General features: G+C 71.1%; 21 protein-coding genes. 16 read left to right on the top strand and 5 right to left on the bottom strand.

Annotated elements, in window-relative coordinates; genetic code table 11:
* The first annotated feature begins 9 nt into the window (after positions 1-9).
* The 6 genes from lepA (at position 10) to EIL87_RS04180 (ending at position 6,496) form a co-directional block, all read left to right on the top strand.
* Positions 10-1,860: a translation elongation factor 4 gene (gene lepA, locus EIL87_RS04195; RefSeq protein ID WP_125088812.1), complete on the top strand. Its 1,851-nt coding sequence runs from the start codon at positions 10-12 to the stop codon at positions 1,858-1,860.
* A gap of 77 nt (positions 1,861-1,937) precedes the next feature.
* Positions 1,938-2,093: a hypothetical protein gene (locus EIL87_RS27815; protein ID WP_325049393.1), complete on the top strand. Its 156-nt coding sequence runs from the start codon at positions 1,938-1,940 to the stop codon at positions 2,091-2,093.
* A 3-nt stretch (positions 2,094-2,096) separates the two neighbouring features.
* Positions 2,097-2,402, top strand: a complete 306-nt coding sequence (locus EIL87_RS27810) for a Uma2 family endonuclease (protein ID WP_325049392.1) — start codon at positions 2,097-2,099, stop codon at positions 2,400-2,402.
* Positions 2,377-2,511 carry a hypothetical protein gene (locus EIL87_RS27805; RefSeq protein WP_325049391.1) on the top strand — a complete coding sequence of 45 codons (135 nt, stop codon included), beginning with the start codon at positions 2,377-2,379 and terminating at the stop codon, positions 2,509-2,511. Before EIL87_RS27810 ends, EIL87_RS27805 begins: the two co-directional genes overlap by 26 nt.
* 735 nt (positions 2,512-3,246) lie before the next feature.
* Positions 3,247-5,541 carry an arylsulfatase gene (locus tag EIL87_RS04185; protein ID WP_233576009.1) on the top strand — a complete coding sequence of 765 codons (2,295 nt, stop codon included), beginning with the start codon at positions 3,247-3,249 and terminating at the stop codon, positions 5,539-5,541.
* A 70-nt stretch (positions 5,542-5,611) separates the two neighbouring features.
* Positions 5,612-6,496, top strand: a complete 885-nt coding sequence (locus EIL87_RS04180; RefSeq protein ID WP_125088810.1) for a LysR family transcriptional regulator — start codon at positions 5,612-5,614, stop codon at positions 6,494-6,496.
* A 313-nt stretch (positions 6,497-6,809) separates the two neighbouring features.
* Here EIL87_RS04180 and EIL87_RS04175 read toward each other — a convergent pair whose 3' ends face one another.
* Positions 6,810-8,276 carry a helix-turn-helix transcriptional regulator gene (locus tag EIL87_RS04175; RefSeq protein WP_125088809.1) on the bottom strand — a complete coding sequence of 489 codons (1,467 nt, stop codon included), beginning with the start codon at positions 8,274-8,276 and terminating at the stop codon, positions 6,810-6,812.
* Between the two features lie 118 nt (positions 8,277-8,394).
* Here EIL87_RS04175 and aceA point away from each other — a divergent pair, with 118 nt between their 5' ends.
* The 10 genes from aceA (at position 8,395) to EIL87_RS04125 (ending at position 18,421) form a co-directional block, all read left to right on the top strand.
* Positions 8,395-9,708 (top strand): isocitrate lyase, encoded by a 1,314-nt coding sequence (gene aceA, locus EIL87_RS04170; protein ID WP_125088808.1) that lies wholly within the window; start codon positions 8,395-8,397, stop codon positions 9,706-9,708.
* 483 nt (positions 9,709-10,191) lie between these two features.
* Positions 10,192-11,238 carry an NAD(P)H-dependent flavin oxidoreductase gene (locus EIL87_RS04165; protein WP_125088807.1) on the top strand — a complete coding sequence of 349 codons (1,047 nt, stop codon included), beginning with the start codon at positions 10,192-10,194 and terminating at the stop codon, positions 11,236-11,238.
* 31 nt (positions 11,239-11,269) lie between these two features.
* Positions 11,270-11,920, top strand: coding sequence for an MOSC domain-containing protein (locus EIL87_RS04160; RefSeq protein WP_233576008.1), 651 nt, complete (start codon positions 11,270-11,272; stop codon positions 11,918-11,920).
* Positions 11,921-12,089: 169 nt separating this feature from the next.
* Positions 12,090-13,589 carry a CoA-acylating methylmalonate-semialdehyde dehydrogenase gene (locus EIL87_RS04155; protein WP_125088806.1) on the top strand — a complete coding sequence of 500 codons (1,500 nt, stop codon included), beginning with the start codon at positions 12,090-12,092 and terminating at the stop codon, positions 13,587-13,589.
* A gap of 58 nt (positions 13,590-13,647) precedes the next feature.
* Positions 13,648-14,811, top strand: coding sequence for an acyl-CoA dehydrogenase family protein (locus EIL87_RS04150; protein WP_125088805.1), 1,164 nt, complete (start codon positions 13,648-13,650; stop codon positions 14,809-14,811).
* A gap of 46 nt (positions 14,812-14,857) precedes the next feature.
* On the top strand, positions 14,858-15,892 hold the full coding sequence (locus EIL87_RS04145; RefSeq protein WP_125088804.1) for an enoyl-CoA hydratase/isomerase family protein: 1,035 nt from the start codon (positions 14,858-14,860) through the stop codon (positions 15,890-15,892).
* 50 nt (positions 15,893-15,942) lie between these two features.
* Positions 15,943-16,830, top strand: a complete 888-nt coding sequence (mmsB, locus tag EIL87_RS04140) for a 3-hydroxyisobutyrate dehydrogenase (RefSeq protein ID WP_125088803.1) — start codon at positions 15,943-15,945, stop codon at positions 16,828-16,830.
* 528 nt (positions 16,831-17,358) lie between these two features.
* The gene (locus EIL87_RS04135) at positions 17,359-17,598 is read left to right on the top strand and encodes a hypothetical protein (protein ID WP_125088802.1); all 240 of its coding nucleotides are present in this window, start codon (positions 17,359-17,361) and stop codon (positions 17,596-17,598) included.
* The gene (locus EIL87_RS04130; RefSeq protein WP_125088801.1) at positions 17,595-18,008 is read left to right on the top strand and encodes a ribonuclease domain-containing protein; all 414 of its coding nucleotides are present in this window, start codon (positions 17,595-17,597) and stop codon (positions 18,006-18,008) included. The genes EIL87_RS04135 and EIL87_RS04130 overlap by 4 nt, the downstream gene beginning before the upstream one ends.
* A gap of 50 nt (positions 18,009-18,058) precedes the next feature.
* A complete protein-coding gene (locus EIL87_RS04125) occupies positions 18,059-18,421 on the top strand; it encodes a barstar family protein (RefSeq protein WP_233576007.1) in 363 nt (120 codons plus the stop codon).
* A gap of 45 nt (positions 18,422-18,466) precedes the next feature.
* On the opposite strand, the gene EIL87_RS04120 is transcribed toward EIL87_RS04125, so the two are convergent.
* The 4 genes from EIL87_RS04120 to EIL87_RS04105 form a co-directional block, all read right to left on the bottom strand.
* A complete protein-coding gene (locus EIL87_RS04120; RefSeq protein ID WP_125088799.1) occupies positions 18,467-19,243 on the bottom strand; it encodes an enoyl-CoA hydratase family protein in 777 nt (258 codons plus the stop codon).
* Between the two features lie 74 nt (positions 19,244-19,317).
* Complete coding sequence (locus EIL87_RS04115; protein ID WP_125088798.1) at positions 19,318-21,657, bottom strand: ADP-ribosylglycohydrolase family protein; 2,340 nt, start codon at positions 21,655-21,657, stop codon at positions 19,318-19,320.
* Positions 21,658-21,663: 6 nt separating this feature from the next.
* The gene (locus tag EIL87_RS04110) at positions 21,664-26,430 is read right to left on the bottom strand and encodes a type VII secretion system-associated protein (protein WP_125088797.1); all 4,767 of its coding nucleotides are present in this window, start codon (positions 26,428-26,430) and stop codon (positions 21,664-21,666) included.
* 267 nt (positions 26,431-26,697) lie between these two features.
* Positions 26,698-26,922 (bottom strand): hypothetical protein, encoded by a 225-nt coding sequence (locus EIL87_RS04105; protein WP_125088796.1) that lies wholly within the window; start codon positions 26,920-26,922, stop codon positions 26,698-26,700.
* Between the last annotated feature and the right edge of the window lie 55 nt (positions 26,923-26,977).

Here is a 26,977-nt window from a genome sequence, read left to right as displayed (position 1 = left end):
GGAACCTGAGTGAGCAGTTTCGCCGACACCACGTTCACGCCGCCGGAGCGGATCCGGAACTTCTGCATCATCGCGCACATCGACCACGGCAAGTCGACGCTGGCCGACCGCATGCTGCAGCTGACCGGTGTGCTGGAGGAACGCGCCTACCGGGCTCAGTACCTCGACCGGATGGACATCGAGCGCGAGCGCGGCATCACGATCAAGGCGCAGAACGTGCGCCTGCCGTGGGTCGTCGACGGTGACGAGCACGTGCTCCACATGATCGACACCCCCGGGCACGTCGACTTCACCTACGAGGTCAGCCGCTCGCTGGCCGCGTGCGAGGGCGCGATCCTCCTGGTCGACGCCGCGCAGGGCATCGAGGCGCAGACCCTGGCGAACCTCTACCTCGCCATGGAGCACGACCTCCAGATCATCCCGGTGCTCAACAAGATCGACCTGCCCGCCGCCGAGCCGGACAAGTACGCCTCCGAGCTCGCGCACATCATCGGCTGCGAGCCCGAGGACGTGCTGCGCGTGTCGGCCAAGACCGGCGAGGGCGTGGACGCGGTCCTCGACGAGGTCGTCAAGCAGGTGCCGGCTCCGGAGGGCGTGGACGACAGCCCACCGCGCGCGATGATCTTCGACTCGGTCTACGACACCTACCGCGGCGTCGTCACCTACATCCGCGTCGTCGACGGCAAGATCACCCCGCGCCAGAAGATCAAGATGATGTCGACCGGTGCCACCCACGAGCTGCTCGAGGTCGGCATCATCTCCCCAGACCCCAAGCCGTCGAAGGGCTTGGGCGTCGGCGAGGTCGGCTACCTGATCACCGGCGTGAAGGACGTCCGCCAGTCCAAGGTCGGTGACACCATCACCTCCGACCGCAAGGGCGCCGAGGAGCCGCTGCCCGGCTACCGCGAGCCCAAGCCGATGGTCTACTCCGGGCTGTACCCGATCGACGGCTCCGACTACCCGATCCTGCGCGAGGCGCTGGAGAAGCTGCAGCTCAACGACGCCGCGCTGACCTACGAGCCGGAGACCTCGGGTGCCCTGGGCTTCGGTTTCCGCTGCGGGTTCCTGGGCCTGCTGCACCTGGAGATCACCCGGGCGCGGCTGGAGCGCGAGTTCAACCTGAACCTGATCTCGACCGCGCCGAACGTGGTCTACGAGGTCGAGATGGAGGACGGCACCGAGCTGGTGGTGACCAACCCGTCCGACTGGCCCGAAGGCAAGATCAAGCAGGTCGCCGAGCCGGTCGCCAAGTGCACGGTGATCGCCCCGTCGGAGTTCGTCGGCGCGATCATGGAACTGTGCCAGAGCCGTCGCGGCCAGCTCGACGGCATGGACTACCTGTCGGAGAGCCGCGTCGAGCTGCGCTACACGCTGCCGCTCGGCGAGATCGTCTTCGACTTCTTCGACCAGCTCAAGTCCCGCACCCGCGGCTACGCCTCGATGGACTACGAGGAGTCCGGGATGCAGACCTCCAACCTGGTCAAGGTCGACATCCTGCTGCAGGGCGAGCCGGTCGACGCCTTCAGCGCGATCGTGCACCGCGACGGCGCCTACGCCTACGGCACGAAGATGGCCACCAAGCTGCGCGAGCTCATCCCGCGCCAGCAGTTCGAGGTGCCGATCCAGGCGGCCATCGGCTCGCGCATCATCGCCCGCGAGACGATCCGCGCGATCCGCAAGGACGTGCTCGCCAAGTGCTACGGCGGTGACATCAGCCGGAAGCGCAAGCTGCTGGAGAAGCAGAAAGAAGGCAAGAAGCGGATGAAGACCATCGGCCGGGTCGAGGTCCCGCAGGAAGCCTTCGTGGCAGCCCTCTCCACGGAAGAGGCCAAGGACGACAAGTCCAAGGGCAAGAAGTAACCCGCAGTGGTTTCCCGGTGATTGACTGCCGGTGTGCTCTGGTGCCCTCCTCTCCGTCGATCGGAAAGGAGGGCACCATGTCAGTCATGGCAGAGACGACCGGTCCGCACGGCATCGTCCAAGGTCGCCCGTCCACGGTGTACGACCTGCAGACAACGCCCGATGATGGCCACCGGTACGAGCTCCTCGACGGGGCGCTTCTCGTGACGCCCGCGCCTGGGTACAAGCACTAGAAGGTGGTGCTGCGGTGGGGGCGATGCTCGACGAGGCCTGTCCCGACGAGCTGCCTGCCCCGTTCGCGGTGCGTCCCTCCATCACGGTCGAGCTCAGACCCGGACCTGCTGGTCGCCCGGGATGAGGACCTGACCGAGGCCTACTTGCCGACGACTCCGGTGCTCGCGGTGGAGGTGCTGTCGCCGAGCACGAAGTTCAACGACTTGAACTCCCAAGGCCCTCTACGAGCGGTTCGGCGTCCCGAGCTAGTGGGTCATCGATCCGCTGGAGCCCAGGCTGACCGTGTTCGAGCTCGGCGACGACGGTGAGTACGCGCGGATCGCGGAAGTCACCGGACCAGAGATGTTCGACGCGACCAACCCGTTCCCGGTCCGGGTCGTCCCCTCCGGCCTGACCAGCCGCAGTCGCCGGGCCTGACGGGCTCAGGGGCGCAGTGGAGCTGAGCGGGTACGCCCCGCGCTTCTACGGGCGCGAGGGCCTGTTCCTCGCTCCGGTCCGGCGCGCCTCCGCCGGCCGCCGCATCTACAGTGGACAGGCCCCGGAGGGAGCGGCGGTCTGTTCGCGGCTGCGGGCGTCGGGGATGCGCCGGTCGAGCTGCGGGCCTTCGCCGCCCTCGTCCGCGAGGCGAGCAGTGCCTCGCTCTGCTCCGCGGCCACCGGGCACGCGTGCAGCCGCAGGTGGCAGAACTGCGGCCCAGCCTCGACCTGACCACCTGGGTGGTCGCTCTCCACGAACAACGCGTCACCGGGGAACCCTCAGGGGATCCCGTGGCGGCGGCCACCCGACCTGGCCCGCTTCCGTCGCTCAGGGCTGGAGCGCTGCCGATCGCCCCTCCCGGTGCGCGCAGCGCCCTCCAGGAATAGGAGTTGACTATGGGGTGGATCGAGGATCGGTCTGCTCGGTCGGTGAGCTGCGAGAACACCCTCGATCCGTGAGCTGCGTCTCGCTCCCAGCTGGTGGAGCGGGGTTGTGCGGGGCGGACCGGTGGATAGCATGCGCTCGCAAAGGTCTTGCGGTGTTTCGGTTTCCGCCGGTCACATCGACGTTCCCCCTGGTGCGCCACCGAAAAGTGGCGGGCTCGACGCTGCCTGGAGGTTGCTCGTGGAGTTCTCCCGCGAACGCTTGCCGATCCCCGATCCTCAGCCGCCCGCGGTGACGTCGCTCGACGCTCGCGACCAGAGCCCGGCCTTCCAGCCCCGGCAGCCGTTGCGCCCGCCGCAGGGAGCTCCGAACGTCGTCGTGGTGCTCCTTGACGACATGGGTTTCGGGGCGCCCAGCGCGTTCGGCGGCCCCTGCTCCACGCCCACCGCCGAGCGGCTGGCCGACAACGGCCTGCGCTACAACCGCTTCCACGTCACCGCCATCTGCTCGCCGACCCGGCAGGCGCTGCTGACCGGCCGCAACCACCACTCCGTCGGCATGGGCGTGACCACCGAGATGGCCAGCGCGGCGCCCGGCTACTGCGGCATCCGCCCGCACAGCGCCGCCACGATCGGTCAGATGCTGCAGGGCAACGGCTACAACACCGCGGCGTTCGGCAAGTGGCACCAGACCCCGGCCCGGGACGTCAGCGCGGCGGGCCCGTTCGACCGGTGGCCCACCGGTGAGGGCTTCGAGAAGTTCTACGGCTTCCTGTGCGCCGAGATGAACCACTGGTACCCCGTGCTGTTCGACGGCACGAAACCCGTGGAGCCCACCCGCAAACCCGAGGACGGCTACCACCTGTCCGAGGACCTGGTGGACAACGCGATCGACTGGGTGCGCGACCAGACCTCGCTCAAGCCCGACAACCCGTTCTTCGTCTACCTGCCCTTCGGTGCCACCCACGCGCCGTACCACGTGCCGCGGGAGTACCGCGAGAAGTACCGGGGCAAGTTCGACCACGGCTGGGACGCGCAGCGCGAGATCACCCTGGCGCGGCAGAAGGAGCTGGGCGTCGTACCGCAGGACGCCGAGCTGGCGCCGTGGTCGGAAGGCGTGCCGCACTGGGACGAGCTCTCCGAGGAGGAGAAGCGGTCCGCGGCCTCGCTGATGGAGCTCTACGCCGGGTTCGCCGAGCACACCGACGACCAGGTCGGGCGCTTCGTCGACGCCCTCGACGAGCTCGGTGAGCTCGACAACACCCTGTTCGTCTACATCCTGGGCGACAACGGGGCCTCCGCTGAGGGCGGTCTGGGCGGCACGCTCAACGAGCACCGCTTCGCCAGCGGCATCCCCGACAGCGCCGAGTTCATCAACGCCCACGACGAGTCCCTCGGGGACGCGTCCACGCACGCGCACTACCCGGTCGGCTGGGCGCTGGCGATGAACACCCCGTACCAGTGGACCAAGCAGGTCGCCTCGCACTTCGGCGGCATCCGCGACGGCATGATCGTGCACTGGCCGGCCGGCATCAGCGAGCGCGGCGGTCTGCGCGACCAGTTCCACCACGTCATCGACGTGGTGCCGACGATCCTCGAAGCCGCGGGTCTGCCGCACCCGACCGAGGTCAACGGCGTTCCGCAGCAGCCCATCGAGGGCACCAGCATGCTGTACAGCTTCAACGACGCCGACGCGCCCGACCGGCACCGCGTGCAGTACTTCGAGATGGTCGGCAACCGGGGCATCTACCAGGACGGGTGGATGGCCGTGACTCGCCACGGAACCCCGTGGGTGATGGTGCAGGACGGTGTCCGCCGCTCCTTCGACGAGGACCGGTGGGAGCTCTACAACACCAACGTGGACTGGACCCAGTCCCACGACCTCGCCGAGCAGTACCCGGAGAAGCTGCGCGAGCTCCAGCAGCTGTTCCTGGTCGAGGCCGCCAAGCACCAGGTGCTGCCGCTGGACGACCGGATGACCGAGCGGGAGAACCCCCTCGAAGCGGGCCGCCTCGACCTGATGGGCGACCGCCGCTCGGTGACCTTCCACGCGGGGGCCAAGCGGCTGACCGAGGAGACCGCCCCGAACGTCAAGAACCGCTCGCACACCCTGACGGCGATGGTCGAGGTGCCCGAGGGCGGAGTCGAGGGCGTGCTGGTGGCCCAGGGCGGGCACACCGGCGGCTGGTCGTTCTACTTCCACGACGGCAAGCCCTGCTACGCCTACAACTACTTCGGCTCGGTCGTCCAGCACGTCCGCGCGCCGGAGCGGGTCGCGGCCGGTGAGCACGAGATCAGCCTGCGTTTCGACTACGACGGGGGTGGCGTCGGCAAGGGCGGCGCGGTGACGCTGCACGTGGACGGCACCGAGGTCGCCTGGGGCCGGGTCGACGCGACGATCCCGTACTACTTCGCCTTCGACGAGACCTTCGACGTCGGGGTGGATCGGGCCAGCCCGGTGACCGACGACTACCGCCCGGTCGACAACGCCTTCACCGGCGAGCTGCGGCGGCTGCGCGTCGACCTCGACGACGACCAGTGGTCGGATGTGGAGGCGGCCGCGGCTTTCCGCACCGCGCACGAGTAGCGTCGGCCTGCGATGTCCCGCCTGCCCGGGTGTGATGGCCGGGCAGGCGGGCTCGTCGGTGGGAGGTGTGATGGATCGGCGGGAGTTGGAGTACTTCCTGGCGATCGTCGAGCACGGCAGCTTCACAGCGGCCGCGCAGGCGATGCACGTCGCCCAGCCCTCGCTGTCGCACGCCATCCGCAACCTCGAGAAGGAGCTCGGCGGCAAGGTCTTCCACCGGCTTCCGCACGGCGTCTCGCTGACGCCGGCCGGGGACGCCCTGGCCGAACCGGCCCGGCAGGTGATGCGCGACCTGAGCACGGCCTCGGCTTCGGTCCGCGAGGTGCTCGGCCTGTCCAGCGGACGCCTCGACGTGGTCGCGCAGACGACGCTGGCCGTCGACCCGCTCGCCGAGCTCATCGGGACCTTCCTGCGGGAGTACCCGAAGGTCGCGGTCAACATCGCCGACCCGGAGCTGGGCACCGACGTGACCTCGTCGGTGCGGGCAGGTGAGTGCGAGCTGGGCGTGGTCGACTCCGAGCACCCCATCGGCGACCTGGAGAGCATGGTGCTGCGCGGTCGGGAGATCTTCGCGGTGCTGCCGCCGGGTTCGGTGCCCGGCCAGAAGCGGTTGAGCGTGCCGGAGTTGTCCACGTTGGACTGGATCGCCACGCCGCCGGGCACCGCGACACGGGCGGTCATCGAGGACACCGTGGGCACCCGGGGCGGGGAACCGTCGTTCGCGGTGGAGACCGCGCACCAGGCGATGATCGTGCCGCTGGTGCTGGCCGGGGCGGGCGCGACGCTGCTGCCGCGGTCGATGGCCCGCGACGCCGCCGCCCGCGGCGCGGTCGTGCTGCCGCTGCGCCCTCGCGTGGTGCGCCGGGGTGTCCTGTTCTGGCGTCCCGGGCCTCTCTCGCCGGCCGCCGCGCAGTTCCTCACGATGGCCGAAGGCATCGCCGAGCTCCGCCGCTGAAGGGGCCCGTTCCACGGGGGACCTCACGCCTCGACCACCCGTGTGACCTGCGGCGACGTGGTGGTTGGGAGAGGTCTCACCGGGAACGTCCCACCGCGGACGTGCGTCGCTCGCGGTCCGGGACTCATCGGAGGTCAGAACTGGCGCCTCAGCACCAAGCCGACCACGTGACCTGCGGTGAGGGGGCGGGGAAGTCGCTGCTGGAACGTCCGACTTCAGGCGCGCAGGTCCGGGGCGCGGAGCTCCGAGTGGAGCACGCGCACCCTCGTGCCGTGGTGACCTGCGGTGATGTGGTTGTCGCTGGTGGACCTGCTCAGCCCTGGTGGGACTCGACGAAGGCGTAGACGTCGGCCTCGTCGACGCCGGGGAAGGTGTCGGCGGGCAGGGCGGCCAGGACGTGGGAGTGGGCTCGGGCCGAGGGCCAGACCATGCCCTCCCAGCGGCTGGCGAGCTCGGCCGGCGGGCGCTGGCAGCACTCGCCGTTCGGGCAACCGGACTTCGAGTGGTTGTTCGTGTCGCGGCCCCGGAACCAGCGCGACTCGGTGTAGGGCACGCCGAGGGTGATGGCGAAGTCCCGGCCGCGGCTCGGGTCGACGTGCCCGACGCACCAGTGCGTGGCACCCGGCTTGTCGGTGTACTGGTAGTACGTCGAGTAGCGGTCCGGGGAGGCGAAGACCTGGCGTCCCGCCCAGTAACGGCACATCCGCTGCCCTTCGATCGCGCCGGTCGGGTCGGTCGGGAAGACCAGCCCGTCGTTCTCGTAGGCCTTGTGGATGATGCCGGTCTCGTCGTTGCGGACGAAGTGGCAGACCAGGTCCAGGTACTGGGTGGCCAGGTTGGTGAACCGGTGCGCGGCCATCTCGTAGGACACCGAGAACACGTCCCGCAGGTCCTCCACCGCGAGGTCCCGCTCGGCCTTGGCCTCCTGCAGGAACGGCACCGCGGACTGCTCGGGCACCAGCACGGCGGCCGCGAAGTAGTTGGCCTCCACCCGCTGCCGCAGGAAGTCGGCGAAGTCGCGGGGCTGGCTGTGCCCCAGCGTCAGGTGCCCCAGGGTCTGCAGCAGGATCGTGCGGGGGCTGTGCATGCCCAGCGACTCCCGCCGCAGGAAGATGCGACGGTTCTTCATGTCGGTCACCGACCGCACCGAGCGCGGCAGGTCCGTGACGAACTTCAGCTGGTAGCCCATGTGGGTCGCGATGGTCTGGATCAGCCCCTCCGACAGCGGCCCGCCGTGGTAACCGATGCGTTTGAGCAGGTCACTGGCGGCCTTCTCGATCTCGGGGAAGTAGTTGTTGTGGCGGCGCATCATGCTGCGCAGCTCGGCGTTGGCCTTGCGGGCCTCCTCCGGCGTCGCCACCTTCTGCGTCTCCCGGCGCCGGAGCTCCTCGTAGAGGCCCAGCACGTGTTCGAGGGCTTCGGTGGGCAGCCGCTTGCCGACCTTCAGCGGTGGCAGCGAGAGCCGTTGGTAGATCGGGTCGAGCTGGGCCTTCTCGACCGCGATCTCGAGCTCGGCGCGACGGTTGGGGGCCTTCTTCGACAGCAGCTCGTCGACGGAGGTGCCCAACGCGTCCGCCAGCGACCGCAGCAACGACAGCTTCGGTTCGCGGTGGCCGTTCTCCAGCAGCGAGAGCTGTGACGGTGCTCTCCCCACGCGCTCGCCGAGCTCCACGAGAGTCAATCCGGCGGCTCGGCGCAAGTGCCTGAGACGCTGACCAAAGACCAGAAGGTCGTGTTCCGTAGAAAAACTACGGTCTTCTTCGGTGGCGAAGTCCGTCATGGCGTTGATGCTAGCAGAAGAACTCCGAAATTTTCCCCGAAAATCTGCCCCAGTTTCGCTTGGCAGCGTTCAACATTGATTGCAGCAGGTCGCCAGCGATCCCGGAAGGGGAAAAATCATGAGCATCCGCGAGCAGGCGAAGAAGGCCGCTGAGGAGCTGCAGCGCGAGTGGGACACCAACCCGCGCTGGAAGGGCATCGAGCGCACCCACACGGCGTCGGACGTCGTCCGCCTCCGCGGCTCGGTGCAGGAAGAGCACACCCTGGCCCGTCTGGGCTCGGAGCGGCTGTGGAAGCTGCTGCACGAGACCGACTACGTCAACTCGCTGGGCGCGCTGACCGGTAACCAGGCGGTCCAGCAGGTCCGCGCCGGTCTCAAGGCCATCTACCTGTCCGGCTGGCAGGTCGCCGCCGACGCCAACCTGGCAGGCGAGACCTACCCCGACCAGTCGCTGTACCCGGCCAACTCGGTCCCGCAGGTCGTGCGTCGCATCAACAACGCCCTCAAGCGTGCGGACCAGATCAACTGGGCCGAGAAGCTCGACCCCGAGGTCGAGACCGTCGAGGACGACGACACCCACTGGCTCGCCCCGATCGTCGCCGACGCCGAGGCCGGCTTCGGTGGCGTGCTCAACGCCTACGAGCTCATGCGCGGCATGATCTCCGCCGGTGCGGCCGGTGTGCACTGGGAGGACCAGCTGGCCTCCGAGAAGAAGTGCGGTCACCTGGGCGGCAAGGTGCTCATCCCCACCAGCCAGCACGTCAAGACGCTGAACGCCGCTCGCCTGGCCGCCGACGTCGCCGGCGTCCCGTCCCTGGTCATCGCGCGTACCGACGCCGAGGCCGCGACGCTGCTGACCAGCGACGTCGACGACCGCGACAAGGAGTTCATCACCGGCGAGCGCACCTCTGAGGGCTTCTACAAGGTCCGCAACGGCATCGAGCCCTGCATCGCCCGCGCCAAGGCCTACGCGCCGTACTCCGACCTCATCTGGATGGAGACCGGCACGCCGGACCTGGAGATGGCCCGCAAGTTCGCGGAGGCCGTCAAGGCCGAGTACCCGGACCAGATGCTGGCCTACAACTGCTCGCCGTCGTTCAACTGGAAGAAGAACCTGGACGACAGCACCATCGCCAAGTTCCAGCGCGAGCTCGGCCACATGGGCTTCAAGTTCCAGTTCATCACCCTGGCGGGCTTCCACGCGCTGAACTACAGCATGTTCGACCTGGCCAAGGGCTACGCCAGCGACGGCATGACCGCCTACGTCGAGCTGCAGGAGAAGGAGTTCGGCTCGGAGGAGCGCGGTTACACCGCGACTCGCCACCAGCGCGAGGCCGGTACCGGCTACTTCGACACGATCAGCACTGCCATCAGCCCGGACTCGTCGACCACCGCGCTGGCCGGTTCGACCGAGACCGCGCAGTTCCACTGATCGTGCCCTGATGGTGGCCGGCGCTCCTGCTGCGCCGGCCACCCCATGAACGCACCAGCGGCCCTGTGGCGGGGTGTCGGAAAAATCGCAATGGTGCGAGTGGGCGGGAACCCAGGCGTCGGGTTCCCGCCCACTTTCATGCTTCGGTGCACGTGGTCGGCTCGCGGGTGGGGACCTGGAGCGGCTCCGTGGACTCCGCGCGCCGCTCCTCGAGCACGTCGCGCGGCGTCCCGGCGTACTCGCCACGAAGCCGCTCAGAACCCCAGGCGGTGCGAGTTGGTCGGGTGGCGTGGGGGTCGCTCAGGTGGGTCGCTGCCGGTCGCTCGGTGGGTCTTCGGTCCCGCTCGGTGGAGCGAGGTTGAGTGCCCGGCGTCCTGTGGGGGTGGTGCCGGTTGCTCGGGTGGGTGTGGGGTCGTGGGCCTCGTGGTGTTCGGGTTCGGCGAACGGTCGGTGTTGCTGGTGGTTCGGAGGTAGGTTGTGGGCATGATCTTGTCTGGGCGGTTTCCGCTGGTGGCGGCGCCTATGGCCGGTGGGTTGAGCACGCCGGAGCTGGCGGCGGCGGTGAGCGAGGCCGGGGCGTTGGGGTACCTGGCGGGTGCGTTGACGGGGGAGGAAGCGCTCGCCGAGCAGATCGCGCGGACGCGCTCGCTGACCGCCGAACCCTTCGGCGTCAACCTCTTCGTGCCGAGCGAGCGGCGCGACGTGGACCTCGAGGACTACCGGGGGCGGGTGGCCGAGACCGCCGGGCGGTACGGCGTGGAACCGGGCTCGAGCGACTGGGACGACGACTCCTACCCGGCGAAGGTCGAACTCCTCATCGCGCAGCGGATCCCGGTCGTGTCGTTCACCTTCGGCCTCCCGGAGGCCGCCACCGTGGAGCGGCTGCACGCGGCCGGGTCCGAGGTGGTGATCACCGTGACCACCGCCGACGAGGCCAGGCAGGCCGCGCGGGTGGGTGCTGACGCGGTGTGCGTGCAGGGCATGGAGGCCGGCGGGCACCGGGGCGTGTTCCACGACGATCCCGGCCAGATCGGCGGTGGCCCGCTGCTCGGGTTGCTGCCCGCGATCCGATCGGTGCGCGAGGCGGTCGACCTGCCGATCATCGCGGCCGGAGGACTGGTGCACGGCGCCGACGTGGCCGCGGTGCTCACCGCGGGCGCGAGCGCCGCGCAGCTGGGCACCGCCTTCCTGGTCTGCGACGAGGCGGGCACGCAGCAGGTGCAGCGCGCCGAGATGGCCGACGGCCAGCGGCAGACCGACATCACCCGCGCCTACAGCGGACGTCCGGCGCGCGGCCTGGTGAACCGCTTCATGCTCGACAACCAGGACGCTCCCGCGGCGTACCCGCAGGTCAACAACCTCACGAAGCCGATGCGGGCCGCTGCGGGCAAGGCGGGGGACGCCGAGGCCGTCTCGTTGTGGGCGGGCCAGAGCTACGCCTCGGCGCGGCCGATGCCGGCCGCGGACCTGGTCGACCTGCTCCGCCGGGAGGCCGCGGACGCGCTGCGCGCGGTGGCGGGCCGGCTGTGACCCTCGCGGTCGCTCGAAGCAGGGGGAACTCGTGATCGGCGTGGCGTCGGTGAACCTGGCGGTCGTGCGGACCGACGACTGGACCGGGCGGCACGGGAGGTCCGGCATCGACAAGCGTCCCGCCGACGGCCCGGTGCTGTTCACCGAGACCGGCGCGCAGGGCGACGTGGTGTGCGACACCCGCCACCACGGCACCTGGTACCAGGCCGCCTACGCCTTCGACGTCGACGAGCTCGCGTTCTGGTCGGCCGAGCTCGGCAAGGAGCTCGTGCCCGGCAACGCCGGCGAGAACCTGACGCTCACCGGCGCCGACACCAGCTCTGCGCTGGTCGGCGAGCGCTGGGCCATCGGCGACGCCGTGCTGCGGGTGACCGGCCCGCGCACACCGTGCCGCGTCTTCGCCGGCTTCTGGGACGTGCCCGGCCTGGTCAAGCGGTTCACCCGGCACGGCCGCACCGGGGCCTACCTGGCGGTCGAGCGCCCGGGCGAGATCAGCCCGGGCGACCGGGTCCGCCTGCTGACCCAGCCTGATCACGGTGTCGCGGTCGCGGAGGTCTTCGCGCTCACGACATGCGGCCGGACCGACCTCGCCGAGCACGTCGCGGGGTGCCTCCCCGACCTGCCGGAGGAGTGGCGCGCCACCGTCGGCGCCAAGGTCGCAGCCTCCCGCGCCTCCGCCTGAACCTCACTCCACCGGCGCTGGGTGGAACGGCGTGGCGTGCGCAGAATCGATACTGTGACGCGGCACACCCTGTTGTGCGGACGTTCCTTGTGGGGAAGATTGGGATACAAACAGTTTGGCTTCCTAGTATTTGTTCCGGGGGGCCGGTTCGGCGGAGGTGCGGTGCGAGATGACTAGCGAGCTGGAGCACTTCATCGGAGGCAAGAGGGTGCCGGGAACCTCCGGCTCCTTCGGTGACGTGTTCGACCCCAACACGGGCCAGGTGCAGGCCAGGGTGCCGCTGGCCTCGACCGACGAGGTCTCGGCGGCGGTCGACAACGCGGCTGCGGCGCAGCCGGGCTGGGTGGCCATGAACCCGCAGAAGCGCGCCCGGGTGCTCATGCGCTTCGTGCAGCTGGTCAACGACGAGATGGAGGACCTGGCTCGGCTGCTGTCCTCCGAGCACGGCAAGACCGTCGCTGACGCCAAGGGCGACATCCAGCGCGGTCTGGAGGTCGTCGAGTTCGCCATCGGCGTGCCGCACCTGCTCAAGGGCGAGTACAGCGACAGCGTCGGCACCGGCATCGACGTCTACTCGCTGCGCCAGCCGCTGGGCGTGGTCGCGGGCATCACCCCGTTCAACTTCCCGGCGATGATCCCGCTGTGGAAGGCGGCACCGGCGATCGCCTGCGGCAACGCCTTCGTGCTCAAGCCCTCCGAGCGCGACCCCTCGGTCCCGCTGCGGCTGGCGGAGCTGTTCATCGAGGCCGGGTTGCCGCCGGGCATCTTCAACGTGGTCAACGGCGACAAGACCGCGGTCGACGCGCTGCTGACCGAACCGCGCATCGAGGCGGTCGGCTTCGTCGGGTCCTCCGACATCGCCGAGTACATCTACTCGACCGCCGCGGCCCACGGGAAGCGCGCCCAGTGCTTCGGCGGCGCCAAGAACCACCTGATCGTCATGCCCGACGCCGACCTCGACCAGGCCGCCGACGCGTTGATCGGCGCCGGCTACGGCTCGGCGGGAGAGCGCTGCATGGCGATCTCGGTCGCCGTGCCCGTCGGTGAGGCCACCGCCAACGCGCTGGTCGAGAAGCTCGTCGAGAAGGTCGAGGCGCTCAAGATCGGCACCAGCTTCGACGCCGACGCCGACTTCGGCCCGCTGGTGACCAAGCAGGCCTGGCAGCGCGTCCACGACCTCGTCGGCGTCGGTGTCGACGAGGGGGCGGAGCTGCTCGTGGACGGCCGGGGCTACTCGAAGGAAGGCCACGAGGACGGCTTCTTCATGGGCGCCTCGCTGTTCGACCACGTGACCCCGCAGATGCGGATCTACCGGGAAGAGATCTTCGGCCCGGTCCTGTCGGTCGTGCGCGCCGCCGACTACGAGGAAGCCCTGCGGCTGCCCAGCGAGAACGAGTACGGCAACGGCGTGGCGATCTTCACCCGCGACGGCGACGCCGCGCGCGAGTTCGTCAACCGCGTCGACACCGGCATGGTCGGCGTGAACGTGCCGATCCCGGTCCCGATCGCCTACCACACCTTCGGCGGCTGGAAGCGGTCCGGGTACGGCGACCTCAACCAGCACGGACCGGACTCGATCCGCTTTTACACCAAGACCAAGACGGTCACTTCGCGCTGGCCCTCCGGACTCAAGGAAGGCGCCAGCTTCACCATCCCGACGATGCACTGATCGCGCGGGTGGGGGCCGGCGAACCCGGCCCCCACCCGGTCGCGAGGAGGGAGTCGACGTGTCCGTCGCAGCAGTGGCGAGCTCACCCTTCGAGCTCACCGACGACCAGCGCGCCATCCGGGACGCGGCGCTGGCGTTCGCCCACGACCAGCTCGAACCGCACGCCGTGGAGTGGGACCAGGACAAGCACTTCCCGGTCGAAACCCTGCGTGCAGCAGGAGAACTGGGCATCGGCGGCGTCTACGTCGACGAAGCCCACGGGGGCAGCGGCCTGAGCAGGTTCGACTCCGCGCTGATCTTCGAGGCGCTGGCCAGCGGAGATCCCTCGATCGCCGCCTACATCTCCATCCACAACATGTGCGCGGGCATGATCGACCGCTTCGGCACCGACGCCCAGCGGGCGCGCTGGCTGCCGCAGCTGTGCACGATGGAACGCCTCGCCAGCTACTGCCTGACCGAACCCGGTGCCGGCTCCGACGCCGCCGCGCTGCAGACCCGCGCGGTCCGCGACGGCGACGACTACCTGCTCACCGGCGTCAAGCAGTTCATCTCCGGCGGCGGCAGCTCCGACGTGTACGTGGTGATGGCCCGCACCGGCGAACCCGGGCACAAGGGCATCTCCACCTTCGTCGTCGAAGCCGGTTCCGACGGTCTTTCCTTCGGGGCCAACGAGAAGAAGATGGGCTGGAACGCCCAGCCCACCCGCCAGGTCGTCTTCGACGGCGTGCGGGTGCCCACCGACCAGCGCCTCGGCGAGGAGGGCATCGGCTTCCGCATCGCCATGGCCGGGCTCGACGGCGGTCGGCTCAGCGTCGGTGCCTGCTCGCTCGGCGGCGCCCAGGCCGCGCTGGACAAGTCGTTGGCGTACGTCCGCGAGCGCAGCGCGTTCGGCTCCAAGCTCAGCGAGTTCGAAGCGCTGCAGTTCAAGCTCGCCGACATGGCCACCGAGCTGGAGGCCGCGCGACTGCTGCTGTGGCGGGCGGCGTGGGCGCTGGACACCCAGGACCCGGCGGCCACCAAGTTGTGCGCGATGGCCAAGAGGCTGGCCACCGACGTCGGGTTCACCGTGGCCAACGAAGCGCTTCAGATCCACGGTGGATACGGATACCTTGCGGAGTACGGCCTGGAGAAGATCGTCCGCGACCTGCGGGTGCATCAGATCCTGGAAGGCACCAACGAAATCATGCGGCTGATCATCTCCCGTGGTCTGCTGGCGGCCTGACCGCCACCGCGGGGGCAGCACCTTGCACAACGATGGAGTTCGCACCATGACGGAGTCCGAGATCCTGGTCAGCGAGAACGGCTCGCTCGGGCGGATCACGCTCAACCGCCCCAAGGCCCTCAACTCGCTGACCCTCGGCATGGTCCGGGAGATGACCGAAGCGGTCGAGGGGTGGCGCGGCGCCGAGCACATCCGGGCGATCCTGATCGACGGTGCCGGCGAGCGCGGTCTGTGCGCCGGCGGCGACGTGCGCGCGCTGCACGACGCGGCCAAGGCCGGGGACGAGACCTTGCCCTCGGCGTTCTGGTCTGAGGAGTACCGGCTCAACTCCGCGCTGGCCAACTACCCCAAGCCGGTCGTGGGGATCATGGACGGCATCTGCATGGGCGGCGGTGTCGGCATCACCGCGCACGGCTCGCACCGGGTGGTCACCGAGCGCTCCAAGGTCGGCATGCCCGAGACCGGCATCGGCTTCATCCCCGACGTGGGCGGCACCTTCCTGATGTCGCGCGCCCCCGGTGAGCTGGGCACCCACCTGGCGCTGACCGGCACCGCTGTCGGCGGTGCCGACGCGCTGTACTGCAACCTGGCCGACCACCACGTCGAGAGCGCGCAGTTGCCCGCGCTCATCGACGCGCTGAGCAGCGGTGACGTCGACGAGGTGCTGGCTCGCTTCGCCGCTCCGGCGCCCGAACCCTCGCTCGCCGAGCACCGCGAGTGGATCGACGCCGCCTACGCCGGCGACGACCTCGAGGTGATCCTCGCGCGGCTGCGGGAGCGCCCCGAGCGGGCCGCGAAGGACGCCGCGACGACCATCGAGACCAAGTCCCCGACCGCGCTCAAGGTCACCCTGCGGGCGCTGCGCAGCGGCTGCACCTCGCTGGAGCAGGCGCTGACCCAGGAGTACCGCCTGGCCATGGCCTGCGTGCGGATCGGCGACTTCGTCGAAGGCGTGCGCGCCACCCTGGTGGACAAGGACCGCAACCCGCAGTGGTCGCCCACCACCCTGTCCGAAGTGGACGAATCGCGAGTGCAGAAGTTCTTCGAGCCGGTGGCCGGCGAGCCGGACCTCTTCGGCTGAGCGGCGGGTGCCGGGGCCTTGGCGGAAGTTCGAGCAGAAGGGTTGTGACAATGGCTGTCATCGGTTTCATCGGACTCGGTCACATGGGCGGTCCGATGTCGGCGAACCTCGTCAAGGCCGGGCACACCGTGCGGGGCTACGACCTCGTCCCGGCCGCGCTGTCGGCGGTCGCCGACAGCGGCGTGACCACGGTGGACTCGATCGCGGAGGCCGTGAGCGGCGTCGAAGCGGTGATCACCATGCTGCCCAGCGGCAAGCACCTGCTGGACGCCTACGACGAGGTGCTGCCCAACGCGGAGTCCGGCGCACTGCTGATCGACTGCTCCACTGTGGACGTCGCAGACGCCCGCGCGGCGCACGAACGCGCCCAAGAGGCCGGCTTCGGCAGCATCGACGCCCCCGTCTCCGGCGGCACGGCCGGTGCCGAAGCGGGCACGCTGACGTTCATGGTCGGCGGTGCGGAGGACGACTTCCACCGGGCCGAAAGCGTGCTGGAGCCCATGGCGCGCAAGGTGATCCACTGCGGTGGTCCCGGCAACGGCCAGGTCACCAAGATGTGCAACAACCTCATCCTGGGCGCGTCGATGGTCGCGGTCAGCGAGGCGTTCGTGCTCGGGGAGCGGTTGGGTCTCTCGCACCAGGCGCTCTACGACGTCGCGTCGATCTCCACCGGCCAGTGCTGGGCGTTGACCACGAACTGCCCGGTGCCCGACCTGGTGGAGACCAGCCGGGCGAACCACGACTACGAGCCGGGTTTCGCAGCGGCGCTGATGCTCAAGGACCTCAACCTCGCCGTGTCCGCGGCGGAGCAGTCGGGGACCGACACGGCCATCGGCCGCCTCGCCACCGACCTGTACCGCCGCTTCAACGAGGAAGGCGGCGGTGGCCAGGACTTCGGCGCCATCATCAAGTCGATCCGGGAGCGCTCCGGCTCCTGATCCGCAGCACGGGTCGTCCCGGGCCTCGCCGCGCACCGGAGGGTGTCGTGGGCGGGGCCCGCTTCCGCCTGCCCGTCGAAAGCGCCGGTGGCGGAGCGACCTCCCGGCAGCTCCGCGCAGGCCGGAGGAGGGTTCCGCGGAGACGGTCGCAGTCGTGAACGCCGTCAGCGCATCCCGGTCGTGTCGCGGTTTCTCGAGGTGACCGGGTGGTGACCGCACGTGTTGCCCGGCGTGCTCGCGCGGTTCCGGACTGCGCGGGCGGATCCGCGCCGCTGCTCACCAGCGGGCGCGCGGGTGGGGGGACCTGCTCCACACCTGCCTCGGCTCGACCGGGCCGTGCTCCAGCGGGCGAGCGTCCCCGCGCCTCACCTGCGCGCTCCCGCAGGTCGTTGACCTCGGGCTTCCGGTGCGCGCCGGGGTGGTGCGACCACCGCCGCACCCCGGTCGCCGAGCCGGTGCACACGGGGTCCCGAGCGCGGGCGCCGGGGGTGCGCGCACGCGCGTCCGGGCGCGCGTACGCTGCGCGTTGTGTTGGAGTTGCTCGTCGAGTGGTACGACGGCGTCGAGCTGTGGCTGGTGCAGCTCGTCTACCCGTTGCAGGTCGCTCTCGTCCTCGCGGTCCTGGTGCCGCTGTGCTGGGGCGTGGCCCGCGTCGTCGACCGCGCGGTCGACGGCATCGGTGCCAAGTTCACCCGCGCACCCGGTCCCGGAACGCCGGTCGACGGTGGCAGCGGGGGTTCCACCGGGCGGAGGGGAAGAGCGGCGTGAGCTCGCGCAAGCGCATTTCGTCGGCGTTGATCGGGCTGGTCGCCCTGGTCGTTCTGGGTTGGTTCGGCAAGGACGTCCTCGCCGGCGCGCCGAGCACCGAGGTGCCCGGTGCCCGCGAGTCCGGCCTGCAGGTCGAGCGGCTGTCGCAGTTGCCGCCCGAGGCCGGCAAGACCTACCGGCTCATCGAAGAGGGCGGGCCTTTCCCCTTCCCGGGCAAGGACGGCTCGGTGTTCGGCAACCGCGAAGGCGAGCTGCCCGAGCACGAGCGGGGTTACTACCACGAGTACACCGTGCCCACGCCTGGTTCGGCGGACCGCGGGGCGCGCAGGCTGGTCACCGGCAGCCGTGAAGAGGTGTACTACACCGGTGATCACTATGAGTCGTTCGTGGTTGTGGATACGGCGGGTTGAGTGCCATGTTCGGAACGAGACTGGCGAGCAGGTTGCGGAAGGAGCAGCCGGTGTGTGAGCAGCCGATCGCCGACACGACGGCCAGCGAGGCGGTCGCGGCGGCTGAGGAACGAGGTGCCACGGCGCACGTCCTCGACGGCACCGACCTGGTGAACAAGCGCACCACGTTGGACGGCATCGCCGCGGTGCTGGACTTCCCCGAGTGGGCCGGGCGCAACCTGGACTCCCTGTACGACTGCCTGACCGACCTGTCCTGGCTGCCCGACGGGGAGCACGTGCTGGTCTGGTCGAACTTCCAGGACCTGGCCGACCACGACCCGAAGGCCTTCAACGGCATCAACTCGGTGCTGCGCGACGCGGCTGAGCGACCGATGTGCGGCCGCCGGTTCACAGCGGTGCTCACCCGCTCCTGAGGGGGCAGGGGGGTCGGTGGCACGGAGCGTGCCACCGACCGCTGGTCACGTGAGCGCGTCCGGCACCCAGCGGGGCTTGCGCTTCTCGGCGAAGGCCGCGATGCCCTCCTGGCCCTCCTCCCCGGCGAAGTGCTTGGCCGACAGCTGCAGCATCTCGGCGAAGTCCTCGCTCATCGAAGCCGGCCGCTGGCTGGTCAGCATCGCCTTGGTGGCCGCCAAGGCGTGCGGGCCACCCAGCGCGAGCATGTCGGTGTAGCGCTTGACCTCGGCGTCGAGCTCCTCGGCCGGGACGGCGGAGTTGAGCAGGCCGATCTCGGCCGCGCGCCGTCCGTCGAAGGTCTCGCCGGTGAGGAACAGTTCGTGCGCTGGGCGGGCGTGCAGCCGCGGTAGCACCGTCACCGAGATCACCGCCGGGACCACGCCGATGCGGACCTCCGTGAAGGCGAACGTGGCCGACTCGGCCGCCACCGCGATGTCGCAGGCGGCCACGAGGCCCACACCGCCCGCGCGCGCCGGACCCGCCAGCTTGGCGACGACCGGCTTGGGGCTGGTCCAGATCTGCTCCAGCAGTGCGGGGAACTCGTTGACGCCCTGCTCGTCGGAGTCCGCCGAGCGCGACTCCTTGAGGTCCATGCCCGCGCAGAAGACCTTGCCGGTGTGCGCCAGGACCACCACGCGCACCGCGTCGTCGTCCATCGCGGCGTCCAGGTGACCCTTGAGCTCCCTGCGGAGCTGGGCGGACAGGGCGTTGCGGTTGTGCGGCGAGTCCAGGGTGATCGTCCCGACCCCGTCCGCCACCTCGAAGTGCACGAGCTCATCCATGCCGGAGACGTTAACCAGCCCGGCACGTCCGACGCCACACCCGCACGCCCCGGGAAGGACGCCGTGCAGGTCGGTCAGGTGGGCGGGTAGCGGGAGTCCCAGGAGGCGGGTGGTCGTGGGCCGAACTCCCGGACGGCGTCCCGGGCGAGCTGCTCGACGACGTCGTGCAGTTCCAGCTCGGTGGTCCAGCGCCGGGAGATCGTCGAGGCACCGGCGCCGGCCGCGGTGAGGGAGCCGGCGACCGCGGCCGTGACGGCGCTGCCACCGGAGTGGTTGGCGGCGATCCGCAGGGCGGAGTCGACGTCGCCGTCGGCCACCAGAGCGGCGTGCAGGCCGAAGGCGAGGGCTTCGGCGGCCGTGGCGGCCGTGCCCAGTGCGCGTTCGAGCTCCTCCGGGCTCAGCCGGTCCCCGCGCGCGAGGTCCCGGGCAGCGGTGAGCCGGCGGGTCACCTCCTGGTGCCCGGCGTGCGGGGCGAGCTGGGTGAGCGCACCGGTGACGGCGTCCGCGAGGTGTTCGCCGAGCAACGACCGGGCCACCAGGTAGCCGAGGACGCCCGCGCTGAGCAGCGCCGTGGGGTGGCCGTGGGTCAGCGCGGCGCTGCGCATGCCCAGCGCGAAGACCTCCGAGGGGTCGTCGGACCACAGCGCCGCCGGGATCGCGCGCAGGATGGCGTCGCTGCCCGCCGAATCGCTCACCGGCTGGTCCGGCGCGCCCACGGGTTGCTGGCCCTTGGCGAAGGCGATCAGCGTGCGCATCATGGTGCGCCCGGGGTTGCGGGTCTGGAACAGCGCGCGCTCCCGCACCAGCCAGCCGTCGGGTTCGGGGGCGACGCGCAGGAACTCGCCCGCAGCGCGCGGCCAGCTCAAGTGCTGGGTGTGCAGCCACCGCTGGTAGGCGTGCTGCAGGTGCCGGATCGGGTCCTCGGCCTCACCGGCGCGCCGGGCGACGTTGGCGCGCAGCAGCCCCTCCACCGAGAACAGCAGCAGCTGGGTGTCGCTGCCGACGCGTCCCGACGGGTGACCGGCGGGGACGTACTCGGTGAGCCCCTCGTCGCCGTGCCGGGCGCGGATCTCGTCCCAGGTGTCCGAGGCGATCGGCATGCCGAGGGCCTCGCCGACCGCGCAGCCCAGCACCGCGCCGAGGAAGCGGTCCCGCGAGGCGGCCAGCCGAGGCACGCCGGTCAGCCCCGTCCGGTAGTCCGCCGTGGACGGGAGGGTGGCGGTGGCGGCGGAGTCGTCGGCCGGGTAGCGCTCCTCCCACCCGGCTGACTCGTCCGGTTCGGGGCCGAACTCGGTGGCCGCGTCCCGCCCGAGGCGTTCGACCACCTCCACGATCGGCAGCCGCTCCAGCAGCTCGGCGGGGATCGCAGTGGGGCCGTGCAACGCGCCGAGCAGCTGCCCGCACAGCATCGCCGCGCTCGCGGCGTCACCGTCGTGCTCGGTGGCCGCGGCGAGGGCCGCGGCGAAGTCGTCCTCGCAGGCCAGTGCCACCCGCGCGGCCACGGCCAGCGCGCCCAGCCCGCTCCGGCTCGCGCCCAGGTGCGCGCGGCCCGGGCGGAACCCCGCTGGGCTGAGCATCCCGAGCCGCAGTGCCTCGCCGAGCGCCGTACGACCTGACTGCCATCCCGAAATCCCCTGCCGCAGCGAGGTTTCCAGGTCGTTGCCGCGCATCAGCCACAGCGTCGTGGAGGCCAGCACGCTGGCCGGGCTGTGCCCGTGCGGGTGCCCGTGGGTGAGCGCGGCGAGGTCGCCGCCGAGCGCGAACACCGCGCCCGGGTCGCCCGACCACAGCGCGGCCAGCGCCCCGAACGGCACCGCGGTGGCGCTGTCGGCGGCGTTGATCGGCTGCTGCCGGGTGCCCTGCGGGTGCCCGGCGACGACCTTCGCGACCGAGGTCAGCATCGTCGGCTCGTCGCTGGCGAGGTCGTGCAGACCTCTCTCCGCGACGAGCGCTCCGCTCGGCCTGGGCGAACCGGTGCCGCAGTCGCGCCACGGCACGCCGCGGGTGTGCAGCCAGCGGCGCAATGCCGCGAACACCGCCGAGGTCGGCTCGCCGGAGCCGTCGGAGCGCAGCTGGGTGTGCGCGCGGATCAGCCCTTCCAGGGCGAACAGCAGCGCGCCGGTGCGCTGGCCGACGCGGCCGAGCGCGGCGAACTCACCGACCGCTCCGCCGAGCAGCAGTCCCTGCACGCGGGCGGAGGTGCCCGGCAGTCCGCCGGTGCGGCCGGAGAGCCCGGTGCCCGGCGACCGCGCGTCCACCGCGAGCCGTTGCTGCAGCTCGGCGGCCCACAGCGGGCGGGTCGAGGGGTGGCGCTCCCACCGGCGCCAGACCGCCAGCAGCTCCCGCTCCACCGGGTCCCGCCTGCAGGCGGCCAGCAGCGCGCGTTCGTCCTCGTCCAGCCCGCGCACGTCCACCGCGGACTACCCGGCGTGGTGGACGGCCGGTTCGGGCACCTCGGTCTCGGCGATCTCCACCTCGCCGAGCAGCTGTTCCAGGACCTCCCGCAGCTCCAGTCCGCCGACCCACTCCTCCGGCAGCTCCCCGGCGCCGCGGGCGGTGCCCACCAGGGCGCCGCAGATCGCGGCGGTCGCAGCGCTGTTGCCCGCGTGCGTGGCCGCCAGCGAGATCGCGTCGGCCACCGAGGTCGGGTGCGACAACGCGGCCGCGACGGCGATGGCCAGCGCTTCCGGTGCGTTCCAGCCCAGTCCCAGCGACTCCAGCACCGTCGGCGACACCGGTCCGCCGGTGGCGATCTCCAACGCTGCGCGCAAGCCGCGGACGGTGTTCTCGGCGCCCTCCACGCGGTCGAGCTCGGCGAGCACGAACTCCACGGAGTCGACCAGCGTCCGGCCGCCGTCGATGCCGGACACCAGGCCCGCGAGCGCCGCCGCGGGCAGGTGACCGTCCGGGTGGCCGTGGGTGAGCACGCCGATGCCGATGCCGAGCGTGATCGCTTCGGCCGGGTCGCTGACCTCGAAGCCGACCACCGCGCCGCGCGCGGTGGCGGCGGCGTTGCGGGCGTCGTTCGGCGGGTTGCCGGGTGTCGGGTTCTCGCTGCGATCGCCCCAGCGGGCCACCGCGGTCAGCGTCGCCTCGTCCGGGAAACGTTGCGCGCGAAGCGCTTCCACTTGGGCGAGCTTGCCGCCGCCGTCCGGCATGGGACGGCCGCCCTGGGTGCGCACCCAGTCCCGCAGCGAGGCCCGCACCAGCGACGGCCGGTCCGGGTTCGGCCCGTTCAAACCGGCCAGCACGAAGGCGGTCTGCTGGGTGTAGGCGGTCGCCGTGCCGCGACGGCCGAACAGCTCGGCGTACTCGCGCACGCCGTCGGGGTTCTCGCGCAGCGTGGTGAGCAGGTCGCTGAACATCCACGGCGCCCCGAGGGCGTCGCCGACCGCGGCACCGAGCACGCAGCCGGTGAACCGCTCCCGGCGGGTGGGCCGGACCTGCCTTTCCTCGGCTGCCTCGAGCTCGGGCTCCTCTGCGGGTTCGTCCTCCTCGGCGGTGGCCTCGCCGATGAGCTGCGCGGCGCGTTCCTCGCCGAAGGCCTCCACGAGGAGCTTGTGCAGTCCCTGGGTGAGGTCGGCGCTGTTGCCACCGTCGTCGTTGTCTCGGAACTTGCGCCACGCCAGCAGCAGCCGGAGCTCCTCGTCGGAGAGCCCTTCGTCGCCGGAGTCCTCGGACTCGGCGGACGCCGGAACATCGTCCGCAGGGGACTCCTCGGCGGGGAGCGCCGCGACCGGCGTCCGCTCCGTGGCGGCGTCCACGGTGTCCTCGTCGGCGGAGACGTGCCCGGCGGACTCGTGCTGGGCTGCGGTCTGCTCGGCCTCGTCGGTCGAGCCCTCGTCGGTCGAGCCCTCGTCGGTCGGGGCCTGGTCGGTCGGGGCCTGGTCGGCAGGGGCCTGCTCCTCGTCGGGTTCCGGGTCGGCCTCGACGACGGCCTCGGCCGCCTCGGCCTCCTGCGGCGCCGATGCCTCCTCCGCGGGCTCCTCGGGAGCGGGCTCCTCCTCGGGAACCGGGTACCGAGCCGCCCACAGCTGGCCGGACGGCGGGTTCGAACCGAACTCCAGGTCGGCGTCCGCGGCGAGGAACTCCAAGGTCTCGCGCAGCTCCAGCTTCTCCTGCCAGTGCTGCGGGATCGCGGCCGCGGTGTGCGCGGCGCCCATGATGCCACCGCAGATCGACGCGGTGGAGTCGCTGGCGCCGGAGTGGTTGGCGGCCAGCACCAGCGCCTCCGGGAACGACTCCGGGTGGGTCAGCGCCGCGCAGACCGCGATCGCCAGCACCTGGGCGCCGGAGTGCGCGGTGCCGAAGGCCTCCTCGATCTGCTCCGGGGTGGGCGTGCCGGTCGCGGCCAGCTCGACGGCCTTGCGCAGCGCGGTGATCGTTTCCTCGTGACCGTCCCATTCGGACAGTTCCAGCAGGGCCCGGTCGACCGCCTGCGGCAGCGAGCGGTTGGCCAGCAGCTGGTGCACCAGCAGCGCCAACGCACCGGCGGGCAGGTAGGCGCTGACGTGGCCGTGGGTGAGGACCGCGGTGCGGACACCGGTGCGGAACGCCTCCGCCGGGTCCTCGGACCACAGCGCGGCGGGCGCGGCGCGCACCACCGCACCCCAGTCGGCCGCGTCGTTCGGCGGCTTCTCCAGCGACCCCCGTTCCTGGCCACCGGCGTGACCGCGCAGTGCCTGCACGGTGGTCATGCCCCGGACCCGGCGGTCGAACAGCTCGCGCTGGCCGATCAGCCAGCCGTCGGGCTGCTCGCCGCGGCCGCCGGTCTCGGACCAGGCGACGCCCTGGGTGTGCAGCCAGCGCTGGTAGGCCTGCTGGACGTGCACTGCGGGATCGGTCGAGCCGGTCTGGCGGCGGGCGGTCGCGGCGCGGACAAGACCCTCGGTGGTGAAGGCGGTCAGCTGCGTCTCGTCGCTGATCGACCCGGCCGGCCGGTGCCCGTCGACGTAGTCGATGAGACCGGAATCGCCGAACTTGGCGCGGATGTCGGTCAGCGTGTCGGCCTCGATCGGGAAGCCGAGCGCGTCACCCGCGGCGGTGCCCAGCAGCATCCCCAGGATCCGCTGCGTGCGCAGGTCTTCCGGCGAGGACGGCGGTGGCGGCGTGGCAGATTCCGGTGGCGAGACGACCGATTCGACCTCCGGGGCGGGATCGGCGGCCGGTTCGTCCTCGTCCTCGGTCGGCTCCTGCACCTCTTCGGCTTCCGCGCGCGGCAGTGAGGAGGCGAAGTCCAGGTCCGAGACGTCGCCGGAGGCCGGGTAGCGCTTGGCCCACGCGTCCCCGGTGGGCGGGGCGCCGCGGAACTCGAGCAGGCCGTCCTTGGCCAGCGCCTCGACGACCTCGCGCTGGCCCAGATCGCGCAGCCACACGCCGGGCAGCGCGGCGGTGCCGTGCTGGGCGCCGACGATGTTGCCGCAGATCGCGCCGGTCGAGTCGCTGTCGCCGGAGTGGTTGATCGCGACCATGAGCGCGTCGGCCACGGTCTCGGTGCACCGCGCCGCGCACACGGCGATGGCCAGCGCCTCGTGCCCGGCCCAGCCGCTGCCGAGCGCGTCCCGCAGCTCCTCGGGCGTCGGCTTGCCCTTTTGCGCGAGCTCTTCGGCGGTCCGCAGCGCGCGGGCGGTGTCCTCGTGGTCGCGGTAGGCGGTGAGCAGCTCGCGCGCCGTCTCGAGCGCCTCGGTCAGCGATTCCTCGCGCAGCAGGCGGTGGACCAGCACCGCCAGCACACCGGCGGGCAGGTAGGCGTTGGGCTGCGAGTGGGTCAGCGCGGCGGTCGCGGCCGCGAGCTCGAAGACCGAGCGCGGGTCGTCGGACCACAGCGCGACGGGTGCCGCGCGGACCACGCCGCCGCAGTCGTCGGAGTCGTTGATCGGCCGCTCGAAGGTGCCGGGAGCTCCGACGGAGGCGAACTCGCGCAGCGCGCTGATGGTGGTGCTGTTGGGCGAACGCACGGCGAACAGGTCGGTCTGCTCGACCAGCCACCCGTTGGCCTTGGGGTGCTTGGCCGCGAACGGCCCGGCCGAGCGCATCCAGGCGTAGCCCTGGGTGTGCAGCCAGCGCTGGTAGGCGAGCTGAACGGCGGGCAGCGGGCCGGCGGAGTCGCCGCTGCGGGCCAGGCTGTGCGCGCGGATCAGGCCTTCCAGCGTGAACAGGGCCAGCTGGGTGTCGTCGGTGAACTCGCCGGGGTGCTCGCCGCTGCGGTCGTACTCGGTGACGCCGTCCTCACCGAAGCGGCTGCGGATCTGGTCGATCGGGTAGAACTCCACCGGTGCGCCCAGCGCGTCACCGATCGCGCCGGCCAGCACCGCTCCGAGAAACCGCTGCTCGAACTCGCTTCCGCCGGCCTCGGCGGGTTCCTCGGCCTCGACGGCCTCGGCAGGAGCGGGAGCGGCGGGTGCCGGAGGCGCGGCGGGTCCACCGGGACCGACCCGCACGGTCTTGGTCGGCGCGTCGGACCCGGTGCCGGGCACGGCGGTCCCGGCGGGCGGCGACATCGCGGTGCCCGAGGGTGGAGACGTCGTGGTGCCCGTGGGCGGGGACGCGGGCGGGCCCGGGGTCATCGGGGTGCCTGCCGGCGGGGACATGGGCACCGCAGGCGGTTTCGGCGGGACCGAGGCGGCGACCGCGACCAGGTCTTCACCGGGCATCCGGGCCTTCACCGGGCTGGTGGGGTTGATCTGCAGGTCGATGCCGGCCAGCGGGTGGGTGGCCACCTGCCTGCCGGTCATCCGCTGCCAGGTCGTCCAGTTCGGCGGCAGGAAGCCCTCCGAGGTGAACACCTGCAGCTGACGACGACCCGATTCGTGCTCCATCGTGAACAGCCCGGTGCCCTGCGGCTGGGCGAACAGGATCAGCTCGGCGTCGAGCATCGCGGCCAGCAGTGCCTGGCCTTGCGCGTAACCGGTGGTGGTCAGCTGCAGGGCGCGCTCGACGTCGTTCTTCGGCGCGGGCAGCCGCAGCGCCACGGGAGAGGGCCGGTAGTTCGGGTTGGGGGAGAAGTCGTCGGTGATCTCACCGTGCTCGTCGACGCGGTACCCGCCGATGAACCCCCACGGTGGCACTTCGGCGTTGGGGTCGGTGAAGATCGGGTCGACCACGTACAGCCAGGTGTTGGGCTGCTTCTTGGCCTGCTCCCGCATGGCCGGTGTGATGACCGGTCGGCTCGGCTGCTGCGTGTTCATCTCGCCCTGCTGTCCCTGACTCCCTGTCCAGCCTTGCATTGATCGCCCCCACAGCGACGGTCACCTGAAAGCGCGGCATGGCGGCTGAACTGTGCACGGTGAGCTGCCGGTACCCCGTTCAGACGCCGCCATGCACTCTCTCATGACCTCTTGGGGTGAATCGTAGTCTTTGAGTGAACAACTCTGCGTGAAACTTGGCGGCGTGGAGTCCGGCGGATCACACGCCCGACACGTCCGAGGGAGTTGCGGTCGGGAGGAGCGGTGAGCTCAGTCGGACAGGGCTGCCGCCATCAGGCACCCCAGGCAGGGCATCCCGGCAGGACCTTCGAGCGCCTCGGCCTGGCCGGGCGCGATGCTGAAACCGCAGTAGGCGCGCAGGGTTTCGGGGAGCGGGCCGCCGCTCGGAAGCGGGAAGAAGTGGCAGGACTTGTCCTGCTCGCTGCGCGCGAGCTCAGGGTGCACCCGGGCGATCAGGTGGGGGATCGAACTCATCAGGTGGTGACCCCCTGCGCGCGCGACCCTGGCGTTAACGGCACAGATCACATCA

This window comes from Saccharopolyspora rhizosphaerae (assembly GCF_003931915.1).
Taxonomy (GTDB): Bacteria; Actinomycetota; Actinomycetes; order Mycobacteriales; family Pseudonocardiaceae; genus Saccharopolyspora; species Saccharopolyspora rhizosphaerae.
Note: the sequence above shows the minus strand (reverse complement) of the source record. Positions and strands in the feature narration are given on the sequence as shown.